This is a genomic window from Streptomyces graminilatus, from assembly GCF_001418565.1.
Lineage (GTDB): Bacteria > Actinomycetota > Actinomycetes > Streptomycetales > Streptomycetaceae > Streptomyces > Streptomyces graminilatus.
This window is the reverse complement of the sequence record NZ_LIQQ01000292.1, coordinates 1-13,207: the sequence shown is the minus strand read 5'-3', so window position 1 is coordinate 13,207 and position 13,207 is coordinate 1. Positions and strand designations below refer to the sequence as shown.

12 protein-coding genes are annotated in these 13,207 nt (G+C 70.9%); 7 read left to right on the top strand and 5 right to left on the bottom strand.

Annotated features, from left to right (window positions below):
• On the bottom strand, nt 1-755 hold a 755-nt coding region (locus AOK08_RS24310; protein WP_241827071.1), incomplete at its 3' end, for a helix-turn-helix domain-containing protein.
• 55 nt (nt 756-810) lie between these two features.
• Nucleotides 811-2,112 (bottom strand): M6 family metalloprotease domain-containing protein, encoded by a 1,302-nt coding sequence (locus AOK08_RS24305; RefSeq protein ID WP_055529781.1) that lies wholly within the window; start codon nt 2,110-2,112, stop codon nt 811-813.
• A gap of 284 nt (nt 2,113-2,396) precedes the next feature.
• Here AOK08_RS24305 and AOK08_RS24300 point away from each other — a divergent pair, with 284 nt between their 5' ends.
• Nucleotides 2,397-3,038: a TetR/AcrR family transcriptional regulator gene (locus AOK08_RS24300; protein ID WP_198539364.1), complete on the top strand. Its 642-nt coding sequence runs from the start codon at nt 2,397-2,399 to the stop codon at nt 3,036-3,038.
• Between the two features lie 121 nt (nt 3,039-3,159).
• Complete coding sequence (locus tag AOK08_RS24295; RefSeq protein ID WP_055529785.1) at nt 3,160-4,692, top strand: MFS transporter; 1,533 nt, start codon at nt 3,160-3,162, stop codon at nt 4,690-4,692.
• Nucleotides 4,693-4,809: 117 nt separating this feature from the next.
• On the opposite strand, the gene AOK08_RS24290 is transcribed toward AOK08_RS24295, so the two are convergent.
• Nucleotides 4,810-5,319 carry a MarR family winged helix-turn-helix transcriptional regulator gene (locus AOK08_RS24290; protein ID WP_055529783.1) on the bottom strand — a complete coding sequence of 170 codons (510 nt, stop codon included), beginning with the start codon at nt 5,317-5,319 and terminating at the stop codon, nt 4,810-4,812.
• A gap of 131 nt (nt 5,320-5,450) precedes the next feature.
• On the opposite strand from AOK08_RS24290, the gene AOK08_RS24285 reads away from it, so the two are divergent.
• Nucleotides 5,451-6,242, top strand: a complete 792-nt coding sequence (locus AOK08_RS24285; RefSeq protein WP_055529776.1) for a DODA-type extradiol aromatic ring-opening family dioxygenase — start codon at nt 5,451-5,453, stop codon at nt 6,240-6,242.
• A gap of 80 nt (nt 6,243-6,322) precedes the next feature.
• Here the strand turns inward: AOK08_RS24285 and AOK08_RS24280 are convergent, their stop codons facing one another.
• Complete coding sequence (locus AOK08_RS24280; protein ID WP_055529773.1) at nt 6,323-6,853, bottom strand: GNAT family N-acetyltransferase; 531 nt, start codon at nt 6,851-6,853, stop codon at nt 6,323-6,325.
• A 223-nt stretch (nt 6,854-7,076) separates the two neighbouring features.
• Here AOK08_RS24280 and AOK08_RS24275 point away from each other — a divergent pair, with 223 nt between their 5' ends.
• On the top strand, nt 7,077-8,078 hold the full coding sequence (locus AOK08_RS24275; protein WP_055529771.1) for a sigma-70 family RNA polymerase sigma factor: 1,002 nt from the start codon (nt 7,077-7,079) through the stop codon (nt 8,076-8,078).
• A gap of 755 nt (nt 8,079-8,833) precedes the next feature.
• On the opposite strand, the gene AOK08_RS24270 is transcribed toward AOK08_RS24275, so the two are convergent.
• Nucleotides 8,834-9,799, bottom strand: coding sequence for a helix-turn-helix transcriptional regulator (locus tag AOK08_RS24270; protein WP_055529769.1), 966 nt, complete (start codon nt 9,797-9,799; stop codon nt 8,834-8,836).
• A 62-nt stretch (nt 9,800-9,861) separates the two neighbouring features.
• On the opposite strand from AOK08_RS24270, the gene AOK08_RS24265 reads away from it, so the two are divergent.
• The 3 genes from AOK08_RS24265 to pfkB form a co-directional block, all read left to right on the top strand.
• A complete protein-coding gene (locus AOK08_RS24265) occupies nt 9,862-11,373 on the top strand; it encodes an MFS transporter (RefSeq protein WP_055529767.1) in 1,512 nt (503 codons plus the stop codon).
• 252 nt (nt 11,374-11,625) lie between these two features.
• On the top strand, nt 11,626-12,390 hold the full coding sequence (locus AOK08_RS24260) for a DeoR/GlpR family DNA-binding transcription regulator (RefSeq protein WP_055529765.1): 765 nt from the start codon (nt 11,626-11,628) through the stop codon (nt 12,388-12,390).
• The coding region (gene pfkB, locus AOK08_RS24255; protein ID WP_055529763.1) for a 1-phosphofructokinase at nt 12,387-13,207 on the top strand (821 nt) is incomplete at its 3' end. The genes AOK08_RS24260 and pfkB, both read left to right, overlap by 4 nt.

Sequence of the window (13,207 nt, the reverse complement as noted above, 5' to 3'; positions counted from 1 at the left end):
CCGCCGACCCGCCGCCGCGCGACGGCCCTCAGCTTCCGCAGCGGCGACCGCCTCCCGGCCGAACGCACGGCCCCCGGCCCACTGTTCGCCACGCCGTGGACCCCCGGTGACTGGCACCACTCGCACGAACGCAGCGCGGCGGAGCCGACGGACCGGGGCTTCCCAGCGGTGCCGCCCAGGCCCGTCGTCCTGGGCGGCACCGCTGGGAAGCCCAGGTCCGTCGGGTCCGCCGCTCTGCGTTCGTGCCAGTGGTGCCAGTCCTCGGGGGTCCACTCCGTGGCGAACAGTGGGCCGGGGGCCGTGCGTTCGGCCGGGAGGAGGTCGCCGATGCGGAAGCTGAGGGACATCGCGCGGCGGCGGGTCGCCTGGTGGATGAAGCGGATGCCGTCCCGGTCGCCGACCGCCAGCGACACCGACTCGTCCAGCTCGTCGGCGAGCGCGTCCGCGTGCGCGTCGAGCAGGGCGGGCAGCCGGAGGGCGGCCAGATAGGCGTTGCCGAGTTCCATCAGCCGAGGGGTGAGAACCGCGTCCCGGCCGTCGAGACGGACGTACCCCATGCGGGCGAGCGTCGCCGTGATCCGGTCGACCGTGGAACGGGCCAGGCCGGTCGCGCGTTCGAGCCCGCTCAGGTTCAGCGTGCCGCCCGCCTCGGTCAGTCGCCGCAGCACGGCGATGCCGCGCATCAGCGGTGCGACGGCCTCGGCGGGCACCGGGCCGTCCAGGACCGGGGGGACATTCGTGGCGGGGGCGACCATGGGCACACCGTAATGCCCGTACCAGCCCCCGGCCCTTGCCGTCCTCACCCCGTCCTCACCGCCGGGTGACCGTCACCCGGTAGTTCCCGTCGAGGTCCGCGCTCGTCACGGCGACCTGGACGCCCCGCCCGGGGTCCTTGAAGGTCTCGCCCGGTGCGAAGGGCGCGTCGGACAGCTCCGCGTGGACGTTCGGGCTGCGTGTGCAGCCGCCGCTGCCCCGGTGGGAGTCGTAGACCGTGACCGGGCCACGGCCGGTGTCGACGTTGGCGTCGACCCGGTAGATCAGCACGCCCGGCCGGCACACCGTCTCGTCGTTGCCCTCGCGCGTACGCAGTTCCACGGCGTATCCCGTACGGGAGGTCAGGGGCACGAAGATGAGTTTCGCGCCGCCGGGACGGGCCAGCGGGGTGAGCGTGTACTCCGTCGCCCCGGCCGACATCGCACAGGTGACCTGCGAGGGGTCCAGCCAGCCGAGCTTCCACTTGTGCCAGCCGAGGAGGTCGTTGTTGGCCCCCCAGTCCTCGCTCATGATGTCCCAGTGGCCGACCGCGCCCCCGCCCTGCCGCGTGTACAGGTCGGGCAGCCCGAACACATGGCCGTTCTCGTGCGGGAGGACCCGGTAGCCCGTGGTGTCGTAGGAACCGGAGCCGTCGTCCTGGCGGGAGTAGACGAAGGACGCGTTGGCGACCGGCACCCCGTCCGCGACCGGCGCCTCACGGTTGCCGGCGAAGGTGACGGACAGGACGGTGTCCAGGGCGGACGGGCCCGCGTTCGGGGTGACCAGCACGTTCAGCAGGTCGTACGAGCGGAAGTCGACCATCGGGTCGGCGGCGGCCACGATGTCGTGGACCAGCTTGCGGTAGCCGGGGTCGAAGGGCGCGCCGCGTTCTATGCCGTACGAGTGGAAGGAGCGCGGCATCCGCAGCCAGCCGGGGATCGGGGCCTCGGGGCGGTAGTCGAGGCGGCCGTACGAACTGGTGGTGAACCAGTCCCGGGTCTTGGGGAAGAACTCCGCGAGCCGGTCGAGGGCGCTGCCCTGGCCGGGGGCGTCGGAGAAGTCGACCATCAGGTTCAGCGCGCGGACGGTACCGGTGGAGCGGGAGTAGCCGCCCGGGGTGGGCAGACCCTCGGACATCTGGACGCCGAGGCCGCCACGGATCGCGCAGGGGCCGAGCGGGGAGGTGCGGGCCAGTGGGACCGAGCCCGCGGCCGTCGGGGAATTCCGGGTGAGATTCCCGCTGCCCGCTGATGTACTGACCGCGAGGGTCAGCGCGGCCACGGCCACGAGGACCGCCGCCCGGCGGGGGCGCAGAGGGCCCGGCGGGCGTATCCGACGACGGCTGGTCGGCTGCTGCATGCACGGACCCTTCGCGCCATGGCAGCCGCCGGTCTCGGACTGCACCCTTCCGATCACCCTGTGTCGAGGTGGGCGCGGGCGCGCGCTGGAGGAGACCGATCGTGGTTGTCCGGCCGGATTGAACGGCCGGATCGAACCGGGCATCTTGATATGACCCAGGTCACATCAAATCTCTTCCGGTACGGGAAATAACCGGGGATCGATTCCCCGTTTAGTCAGGTGTCCGAGCGAAACGGGGAACGATCCCCCGGATCGCAACCCCCCCGTTCATGAAGGAGTACGCCGTGCAGACCGCGATCCCCGTGCAGAAGGTGGCCCGGCCCCGCGCCGACGCCCTGCGCAACCGGGAGCGGATCGTCACCGCCGCCCGCGAGATGTTCGTCGAGTTCGGCGCCGATGTGCCGCTCGACGAGATCGCCCGCCGGGCCGGCGTCGGCAACGCCACGGTGTACCGCAACTTCCCGGACCGGGAAGCCCTGGTCCGGGAGGTCGTCTGCTCGGTCATGGACCGCACGTCCGGGGCGGCCGAGTCCGCGCTCGCCGAGACCGGTGACGCGTTCGAGGCGCTGTCGCGCTTCGTGCACGTCGCCGCCGACGAGCGGATCAGCGCGCTCTGCCCGATGATGTCCAGCACTTTCGACCAGCACCACCCGGATCTGGAGACCGCGCGGGAGCGGGTCGAACAGCTCATCGAGGAGATCATGGACCGCGCCAAGGCGGCCGGACAGCTCCGCACCGACGTGGGGGTGGGCGACGTGATGGTCGTCGTGTCCCAGCTCAGCCGCCCTCCGGCGGGCACGGCGTGCATGAGCATGGACCGCTTCGTCCACCGGCACCTGCAGTTGTTCCTGGACGGCCTGCGGGCCCCGGCCCGCTCCGTACTGCCCGGCAAGGCCGCGACGATGGAGGACCTGCGCAGATCGTGACCGATCTGCCCTGACCGATTAGTTCAGAGCACCACCCGAGTCACCACCCGAGTCACCACACACGTTCGTTCGCTCTTCCTTACTTCTCCTTTTCACCCGAAGTCCCGAAGTGGGTATCTCCATGTCCGAAACAGCCAAGGCTGCCGCCACCAAGGCGCCGGCTCCCGACTCCAACCGCTGGAAGGCGCTCACGTTCATCGCGCTCGCCCAGCTCATGGTCGTCCTCGACGCGACCATCGTGAACATCGCCCTGCCCTCCGCCCAGCACGACCTGGGGATATCGGACGGCAACCGCCAGTGGGTCATCACGGCCTACGCCCTCGCCTTCGGCGGACTGCTGCTCTTCGGCGGCCGGATCGCCGACATCTGGGGCCGCAAGAACACCTTCGTCACCGGTCTGATCGGCTTCGCCGGCGCCTCCGCCCTCGGCGGCGCCGCGCAGAACGAGGCGATGCTGCTCGGCTCCCGCGCCCTCCAGGGCGTCTTCGGCGCACTGCTCGCGCCCGCCGCGCTCTCCCTGCTCGCGGTGACGTTCACCGACGCCAAGGAACGCGCCAAGGCGTTCGGCATCTACGGCGCGATCGCCGGTGGCGGCGGCGCCGTGGGTCTCATCCTCGGCGGCTTCCTCACCGAGTACCTGGACTGGCGCTGGACGTTCTTCGTGAACATCCCGTTCGCGATCGTCGCCGCGCTCGGCGCGTACTTCGTCATCCGTGAGCCGGCCGGTGGCCGCAACCGCTCGCCGCTCGACATCCCGGGTGTCGTCCTGTCCACCCTGGGTCTGGTCTCCCTCGTCTACGGCTTCACGCGGGCCGAGTCCGAGGGCTGGGGCGACTCCCTGACGATCGGCCTGTTCGTCGCCTCGGCGGTGCTGCTGGCGACCTTCGTGTTCGTCGAGTCCAAGGTCAAGGCCCCGCTGCTGCCCCTGCGCGTCCTCACCGAGCGCAACCGCGGCGGTGTCTACCTCTCGCTCGGCCTCGCGATCATCGCGATGTTCGGCCTGTTCCTCTTCCTGACCTACTACCTCCAGGTCGTGAAGGGCTACTCGCCGGTCAAGACCGGCTTCGCCTTCCTGCCGATGATCGTGGGCATGATCACGGGCTCCACGCAGATCGGCGCCCGGCTGATGACCCGCGTCCCGGCGCGGCTGCTGATGGGCCCCGGCTTCCTGGTCGCCGCGCTCGGCATGCTCCTGCTGACCCAGATGGAGATCGGCTCCTCGTACGCGGCGCTGCTCCTGCCGGCCATGCTGCTGCTCGGCCTCGGCATGGGTTCGGCGTTCATGCCGGCCATGTCCCTGGCCACGCTGGGCGTCCAGGCGCGTGACGCCGGTGTCGCCTCCGCGATGGTCAACACCTCGCAGCAGGTGGGCGGCGCGATCGGCACGGCCCTGCTGAACACGATCGCCGCCTCGGCGACCACGTCGTACATCGCCGACCACATCGGCGGCGCGGCCACCCGCTCCCAGCAGCAGCTCGTTCAGCTGGAGGGCATGGTCAAGGGTTACACCAACGCCATCTGGTTCGCGGTCGGCATCCTGGTCGTCGCCGCCGGTATCGCGTTCACCCTCATCAACGCCGGTCGCCCGGACATGAGTGCGGTCGGCGGCGAGGGCGCCGAGGAGGACCTGAAGGTTCCGGTGGTCGCCCACTGACCCCCGCTCCCGTCCCCTTCTCACCCCTTCGCGGCATACCCCTTCGGGCCACTTCGTACGTCACGCGGGGTGGGGACGCCTCGTGACGTACGACTCCAGGATCTGCCCTGGTTCCGCTCAGCGGAGCCAGGGCAGATCCGCGTTCGCGTCCTTCGGCTGGAGGCCGTCGGCGACGATCTCCATGACGTCCTGGAGAGTCTTGCGCTGCTCGTCGGTGATCCGGTCGAACAGGGCCTGCCGTACGGCGCCCACATGGCCGGGCGCGGTGCGCCGCAGCACCTCCTGGCCCTGGTCGGTCAGGACCGCGAACTGGCCGCGCTTGTCCGAGGGACAGTCCTCGCGGCGCACCCAGCCGTTCTTCTCCAGCCGGGCGATGGCGTGCGAGAGCCGGGAACGGGTGATCTTCGCCTTCATGGCCAGCTCGGTCATGCGCAGCCGCCCGTCCGCCTGCTCGCCGAGACCGACCAGCAGGCCGTAGTAGACGTGCGGCATGCCCGCGTCACGCTGGAGCTGGCGGTCGAGATGGTCCTCGAGGAGGGTGACGGCGTGCATGTAGGCACGCCAGGTGCGCTGCTCCTCGTCGGTGAGCCAGCGGGACTCCTCGTCCGGTGCGGATGCCGTGTTCATGTACTCCACTCTACGTTCCCCGTCCTTGAATTTTAAACCAAAACGATGTATGTTCGGTATCGAGAAGCTTGAGGTTTCAAGATGCAGACTTGAAGCAGAAGCGGTAAAGACCCGGGAAGGAAGTGGCCGTCATGTCCGCCGCCACCCAGGAGCGCGTGCCCGCGCTGTACCTCAGTCACGGTGCCCCTCCGCTGGCGGACGACCCGGTCTGGCCCGGCCAGCTCGCCGCCTGGTCGGCCGGTCTGCCCCGCCCCAAGTCGATCCTCATGGTCTCCGCCCACTGGGAGGAGGCCCCGCTCGCGCTCGGCACCACCGCAACGATCCCCCTCGTCTACGACTTCTGGGGCTTCCCCGAGCACTACTACCAGGTCGAGTACGCCGCCCCGGGCGCCCCCGAACTCGCCGAGTCCGTTCGCAAACTGCTGCGGGCCCCCGGCATGCCCGTCCAGGACATCCCCGACCGCGGCCTCGACCACGGCGCTTACGTCCCGCTGGTGGAGATGTTCCCCGAGGCGGACATCCCTGTCCTCCAGATCTCCATGCCGACCCTCGACCCGGTGAAACTCATGGACATCGGGCGCAGGCTGGCCCCTCTCCGTGATGAGGGGGTGCTGATCGTGGGTTCGGGCTTCTTCACCCACAACCTGGCCGCCCTGCGGCACACCGGCCCCGGTGTGCCGACCTGGTCGCAGGAGTTCGACGACTGGGGCCACCGGGCGCTGGAGGCACGGGACGTGGACGGCCTGCTGGACTTCCTGGACAAGGCCCCCGCCGGCCGGTACGCCCACCCGCGCACCGAGCACTTCGCCCCGCTCTTCGTGACGATGGGCGCCGCCGACGCGGCCGGCGAGCTGGAGTCCCAGAAGTCGGTCATCGACGGCTTCTGGATGGGGCTGGCCAAGCGGTCGGTGCAGTTCGGCTGACCTCCGGGCCGGCCGCCGCACCCCTTCGGACAGGAGTGCGGCAACCGGAAGGACTCGGAGTTCCTTGAGCTGCCTACTAGCTACTGGAGTTCCTTGAGTTCCTTCTCGTACCAGGCCACATCCCAGTAGCGGCCGAACTTGCGGCCCAACTCGTGAAACGTGCCGACGTACCGGAACCCGAAGCGTTCGTGCAGCCGCACGGACGCCTCGTTCGGCGGCACGACCCCGGCCAGGGCGCGATGGACGTCCTCACCGGCCAGGGCCTCGAAGAGAGCCTCGTAGAGCAGGGTGCCGACACCGCGCCCGCCCGCGTCCGGGGCGAGATAGACGGTGACCTCCACGGTGGTGCCGTAGGCCGGCTTCGGACGGTGGGGGCCGGACGTGGCATACCCCAGAATTCGCTGTGAGTCCACATCCGCGGCAACCATCAGGCGGTGCGGCCCGTCTTCACGGTAGGAGAGCAGCCAGGAACGGCGCTCATCGGGCGTGAAGGGTTCGGTGTCGAAAGTTGTGGGTGTCTCCCTCACGTAGTGGTTGTAGAGCTCGGTGAGGGCTGCGAGGTCATCCTCGACCCCCGGCCTGACCTGCACTTCTGTACGTTCCGACGGCATCGGACCTCCTTTGCGGCGGGACAGGGTACTGCAAGATCAGAAAAACAGGGGGACAGGTTGGGAATTCTGTCCCGTTTCCAGTCGTTGTTTCCTTCGAATGCCGGGCACGCGAGGAGTGTGCTGAGCGTTCAGTAGCCAACAGAGACATCTCAGGACCAACCGCTGGCCCTCCCCCACTCTCGACTTCGCTCGAGGGGGGACCTCCACTCGCAAGGGAGCAAGCATGGCAACCCGTGCCGTCGCCCGTCGTACGTCGTCCGCCACCGGCGGGACCGTCGGCGGCGCACGCAGTGTTCGCGCCCATGGCGGCGAGATCGCCGACCGCGACCTGGTCGGCATGTACTTGGACGAGATAGCCAGGACCCCGCTGCTCGACGCCGCCAAGGAGGTCGAGCTGTCGCAGACCATCGAGGCCGGTGTGTTCGCGCGCCAGATCCTCGACGGCGAGGCGGAGGCGGAGGCCGAGGCGACCGTCGCGGAGCTGGAGGCGCTGGTCGCCGAGAGCGAGCGGGCCAAGGACATCTTCATCCGCTCCAACCTGCGGCTGGTCGTCGCGGTGGCGCGCCGCTACCCCCGCAGTGGGCTGCCCCTCCTCGACCTGATCCAGGAGGGCAACGCGGGCCTGGTGCGAGCGGTGGAGAAGTTCGACTACCGCAAGGGCTTCAAGTTCTCTACGTACGCCACCTGGTGGATCCGGCAGGCCATCACCCGGTCCATAGCCGACCAGTCGCGCACGATCCGCCTCCCCGTCCATCTGGTCGAGGAACTGGGCCGGATCCGGCGCGTCCAGCGCGAGTTCAACCGCAAGAACGGCCGGGACCCGGAACCCGCGGAGATCGCCGCCGAGCTGGACACGACACCGGAGCGCGTGGTCGACGTCCTGGACTGGGCGCGCGACCCGGTCTCGCTGAACATGCCGGTGGACGACGACGGCGAGACCCAGTTCGGCGACCTCCTGGAGGACACGTCGGCGGTGTCGCCGGAGCAGTCCGTGCTGACCCTGCTGCGCAGCGAGGAACTGGACGACCTGATCGGCCGCCTGGACCAGCGCACCGCCTCGATCATCAAGATGCGGTACGGCATCGACGACGGCCGGGAGCGGACGCTGACCGAGGTCGGCAAGGAGCACGGGCTCACCCGTGAGCGGATCCGGCAGATCGAGAAGCACGCCCTGCTGGAACTGAAGAAGCTGGCCCGGGACACCGGGTTCGACGCGGCGGCCTAGGGCGACCTGTCGTAGCCCCGCCCCGCCGGGTGTGCGGTCCATCGGGCCGAAGGCCCGGCAGGGGGCCGGACATGGCGGTTCGTCGTGTCCCTCGGGGTACGGCGGACCGTACGCGCCCCGGTGGACGGGGGCGCGTTCGAGCGCCTCGTGCGCCGGGGGGCGTACGACTGTTGGCGGTCGCGTGCGCGGGGTGGCGGAAGCCCGCGCAAAGATAGCGGTGCGAGGCTGCTTCAAACCGCCGGGTCCGGGGCACAAGACCTCAGGGCCCAGGACTTCGGGTCCGGGCGGAGACGCCTCGGACCCCCTGAGCCGAGTCCCGACGCAACCCCCCCCGCGTCGGGGCTCTCCCCGAGCCGGGCTTCGGTACCTAACCCCCCCCAGGTGCCGGGGCCCGGCTCCCTTATGTCCCGGAGGGCCCGGCCGAGGGCGGGGCACCCCGGACCTGAACCCCGGGGTGGCCCGCCGAATGGCAGATTGTGTCACAGGGGCACAGGCCGATGACCGTGCGGAGTGGCGCGAACCTCTGGGGGTGACGGACAATCCGGTACGCGTTCCCGGGCGTTCCCGGGCGTTCCCGCGCGGGCTCCTGTGTGCGCTCGCGGGGTCCCTGCGGGCCGGGCCGACAGGGACCGCGCTCAGGCGCCCCTGGCCGGGGGCAGGGACCGGTATGGCGCTGGTGGCGGGGCTGACAGGGACCGGTATGGCGCCGGTGGCGGGGCTGACAGCGACCGGTACGGCGCCCGTGGCCGGGCCGGTCAGGTGCCCGCCGCCCGGGTCATTCGGGCGCCCAACTCCCGTACGTGCTCTACCAGTTCGGGCGGCTCCTGGACCGTGAACTCGCAGTCGACCATCGCGAGCCGCACCACCAGCCACTCCACCGACCCGCCGGCCGAGGAACGGATACGGCAACTGTGCTCGTCGAGCGGCTCGGGGGTGCCCAGCCAGGCCGGGACGCGGGCGGCGACCCGCTCGGCCGGGGCGGCGAACGTCACCTCGAACTCGTAGGCCTCCTGCCGTGCGTGCATCGAGCGGCGCAGATACTCCGCAGCGTCGCCGGTCGGCAGCTCGCGCGGGGCGAAGCGGGCGCCCGTGGGGAAGGGGTCGGCGACCCGGTCGACGCGGAAGGTGCGCCAGTCGGCGCGGTCGACGTCGTAGGCGACGAGATACCAGCGGTGCCCGGTCGACACGAGCCGGTGGGGTTCGGTCAGACGCTTGGACGGGGTGCCGTCCTTGGCGCGGTAGGCGAACCGCAGCCGCTCCTGGCCGGCCACCGCCGAGGCCATCACGGTCAGCGTCTCGGGTGCGATGACCGCGCCGTCGCCACTGGTCAGCGGGGTGGTCGCGGCCTGAAGGGTGGAGACGCGGCGGCGCAGCCGGGACGGCAGGACCTGCTCCAGCTTGGCCAGCGCCCGTACGGAGGCCTCGTCCAGCCCCTCGACCGCGTGCCCGGCGCCCGCCCGCAGCCCCACCGCGATCGCCACCGCCTCCTCGTCGTCGAGCACCAGCGGCGGCATCGCCTTGCCCGCGACCAGCCGGTACCCGCCGTCGGAACCCTTGGTCGCCTGCACGGGATAGCCGAGTTCACGCAGCCGGTCGATGTCCCGCCGCACCGTGCGCCGGGACACCCCGAGCCGGTCGGAGAGCTCGCCGCCGGGCCACTCGCGGGGCGTCTGGAGGAGGGAGAGGAGCTGGAGGAGCCGGGCCGGTGTGTCCGTCGTCATGAAAACGAGGATGCCGCACCACTAGGACACAATCTGACCTAATGGGGCCGTAGCTTGAGTGCATGACCTCCACCGAGACACCAACAGATCTCCCTGTGGCAGCGGACCGGCGGCGCTGGTTCGCCCTCGCCATCGTGATGACCGCGGCCTTCATGGACCTCGTCGACGTCACGATCGTCAATGTCGCGCTCCCGTCGATCGAGCGCGAGGACGGCGCCTCCTTCAGCCAGATCCAGTGGATCACCGCCGGATACGCGCTCGCCTTCGCCGCCGGTCTCATCACCGGCGGGCGGCTCGGCGACATCCACGGCCGCAAGCGGCTGTTCCTCCTCGGCGTCGGCGGCTTCACCCTCGCCTCAGCCCTCTGCGGCTTCGCCGCCAACCCGGAGATGCTGGTCGCCTCCCGCATCCTCCAGGGCGGGATGGCGGCGATGATGGTGCCGCAGGTCCTGTCGATCGTCCACGCGACCTTCCCGGCGCACGAGCGCGGCAAGGTGTTCGGACTCTTCGGCGCGGTGGTCGGCCTGGGCGCGGTGACCGGTCCGCTGCTGGGCGCGCTGCTCACGGAGTGGGACCTGTTCGGCCTCGGCTGGCGGCCGATCTTCCTGATCAACCTGCCGGTCGGTATCGCGGCACTGATCCTGGGCCGCCGCTTCATCACCGAGTCGAAGGCCCCGAAGGCCATGAAACTGGACCTCGTCGGTGTCGCCCTGGTGACGCTGGGCCTGCTGATGCTGCTCTACCCGCTGACACGCGGGCGCGAGCTGGGCTGGCCGCTGTGGGGGTACCTGTCGATGGCGGGCTCGCTCGGTGTCCTCGGCGCGCTGGTGGCGTACGAGAGGCGCAAGACGCGGATCGACGGTTCGCCGCTGATCGAGCTGTCGCTGTTCCGGGTGAAGAGCTTCGCCGCCGGCATCGCCGTGCAGACCGTCTTCGGGGTCGGCCTGGGCATCTTCTTCCTGGTGTGGACGCTGTACATGCAGATCGGGCTCGGCTGGAGCGCGCTGCGCGCCGGGCTGACCGGGGTGCCCTTCTCGATCGCGGTGTCGGTGGCGGCCGGGATGTCCGTGCAGAAGCTGGTCCCGCGCTTCGGCCGCAAGGTGCTCCAGGCGGGCGCGCTGGTGATGGGCGCCGGCGTACTGATCTACATCTGGGAGTCCGGACGGTACGGCCTGGACATCGCCTCCTGGCAGATGGCGCTCCCGCTGGTGGTCATGGGCGCCGGTATGGGCCTGATCGTCGCCCCGCTGACCGACGTGGTGCTGTCGGAGGTGCCGAAGGAGCACGCCGGGTCGGCGTCCGGCCTGATCAGCACCGTGCAGCAGATGGGCAACGCGCTCGGGCTCGGGCTGGTGGCGGTGGTGTTCTTCGGCACGATGGGCGACCGTCTCACCGCGAACGAGGTGGGTCCGGAGTTCGTGGACGCGTTCCAGAACGCGCTCGGGTGGGTGGCCGGGCTGATGGGCGCGATCTTCCTGGTGATGTTCGCGCTGCCGGCCCGGCCCGTGGTGACGGACGTGCACGACGCGGCGGCGGAGGAGGACGGCGAGCAGGAGAAGGTCCTCGTCGGCTGAGCGAGAACGGTGGAGCAGGGCCCGGTACCTCAGGTGCCGGGCCCTTTCCCTTGCGTTCCCTTGCTTTCCCTAGCCTTCCCTTGCGCGTATCCGCGCCCGCACGGGCCCTGCGGAAGCCTGCTTGTGTCCGTATCGCGCCCGATCGCGCCTGATCGCGCCCGAATGTGTTTACTTTTCGGAAATCCGGGCGTAGCCTCCGAGCGAATCCACAAGTTCGGGCATCCGGAAGATGCCGGTCGGAGGTAAACGGACATGTACGCACCGGAGCGGCAGCAGGAGATCCTGCGGCTCGCCCGTGACGGCGGGCGGGTGGACGTGCTGTCCCTCGCCGAGCAGTTCCAGGTCACCGCGGAGACCATCCGGCGGGACCTGAAGGCTCTGGACCGCGCGGGCCTCCTGCGGCGTGTGCACGGCGGTGCCATACCGGCCGGCCGGCTCGACTTCGAGCAGGACCTCACCGAGCGCGAGTCGACCTACGCCGACGAGAAGGACCGCATCGCCAAGGCCGCCCTCGCCGAGCTGCCGACCGAGGGCACCGTGATCCTCGACGCCGGCTCGACGGTCGCGCGCCTCGCCGCCGCCATCCCGCCGGAGGCGACGCTCACCGTCGTCACGCACAGCCTCCCGATCGCGGCCCGCCTCGCCGACCACCCCGGCATCCAGCTGCACCTCGTCGGCGGACGCGTCCGGCACCGTACACGCGCCGCCGTCGACGCCTGGGCCCTGCGGGCGTACGGCGAGATCCGCGCCGACGTCCTGTTCCTGGCCGCCAACGGGTTCTCCGCCGAGCGCGGGCTGACCACGCCCGACCTCGCCGAGGCCGCCGTGAAGCGGGCCGCCGTGGAGGCCGCCCGCCGAGTGGTGCTCCTCGCCGACTCGACGAAGCATGGCCAGGAGCACTTCGCCCGGTTCGGTGACCTGGACGACGTGGACCTGCTGATCACCGACAGCGGGCTGAGCCCCGAGGACGCCACCGGCCTGGAGCACGGCGGCGGCACGGAAGTGGTGCGCGCATGATCCTCACCGTCACGCCCAACCCGTCCCTCGACCGTACGTACGAGGTGCCGTCGCTCGACCGGGGCGAGGTCATCCGGGCCACCGGCGAACGCATGGACCCGGGCGGCAAGGGCGTCAACGTCTCGCGGGCCGTCGCCGCCGCCGGACAGCGCACGGTGGCCGTGCTGCCGCTGGGCGGCGCGCCCGGCGCCCTCGTCGCCGACCTGCTCGCCGCCCAGGGCATCGAGGTCGCGCCGGTCCCGATCACCGGGGCCACCCGCTCCAACATCGCGCTCGCCGAGTCGGACGGCGTCCTGACGAAGATCAACGCGCCCGGGCCGGAACTCTCCGCCGCCGAACAGGAGTTGCTCCTGGAGGTGGTACGCCGCCAGTCGGCCGACGCCGACTGGATCGCCTGCTGCGGCAGCCTGCCGCGCGGCCTCGCGCCCTCCTGGTACGCCGACCTCGTCGCCCGTACGCACGAGGCGGGCGCCCGGATCGCCCTGGACACCTCGGGCCCGGCCCTCCTCGCCGCCCTCCGCGAACGGCCCGACGTCGTCAAGCCGAACGCCGAGGAACTGTCCGAGGCGGTCGGCCGCCCGCTGGCCACCATCGGCGACGCCGTGAAGGCCGCCGAGGAACTGCGCGAACTCGGCGCGGGCGCCGTCCTCGCCAGCCTCGGCGCCGACGGGCAACTCCTCGTCAACGGCTCCGGCACCTGGTTCGGCAGCGCGCGCGTCGACACCGTACGCAGCAATGTGGGCGCGGGCGACTCCTCGCTCGCCGGTTTCCTGATCGCCGGTGGCGGCGGCCCCGAGGCCCTCGCCTCCGCCGTCGC

Bases quoted from the DNA above. Each gene is read 5' to 3' on its own strand.
- AOK08_RS24265 (WP_055529767.1), top strand. From the start codon at position 9,862: ATGACCTCCACCGAGACACCAACAGATCTCCCTGTGGCAGCGGACCGG.
- AOK08_RS24275 (WP_055529771.1), top strand. From the start codon at position 7,077: ATGGCAACCCGTGCCGTCGCCCGTCGTACGTCGTCCGCCACCGGCGGG.
- AOK08_RS24295 (WP_055529785.1), top strand. From the start codon at position 3,160: ATGTCCGAAACAGCCAAGGCTGCCGCCACCAAGGCGCCGGCTCCCGAC.
- AOK08_RS24270 (WP_055529769.1), bottom strand. From the start codon at position 9,799: ATGACGACGGACACACCGGCCCGGCTCCTCCAGCTCCTCTCCCTCCTC.
- AOK08_RS24290 (WP_055529783.1), bottom strand. From the start codon at position 5,319: ATGAACACGGCATCCGCACCGGACGAGGAGTCCCGCTGGCTCACCGAC.
- AOK08_RS24280 (WP_055529773.1), bottom strand. From the start codon at position 6,853: ATGCCGTCGGAACGTACAGAAGTGCAGGTCAGGCCGGGGGTCGAGGAT.
- AOK08_RS24305 (WP_055529781.1), bottom strand. From the start codon at position 2,112: ATGCAGCAGCCGACCAGCCGTCGTCGGATACGCCCGCCGGGCCCTCTG.
- AOK08_RS24285 (WP_055529776.1), top strand. From the start codon at position 5,451: ATGTCCGCCGCCACCCAGGAGCGCGTGCCCGCGCTGTACCTCAGTCAC.
- AOK08_RS24260 (WP_055529765.1), top strand. From the start codon at position 11,626: ATGTACGCACCGGAGCGGCAGCAGGAGATCCTGCGGCTCGCCCGTGAC.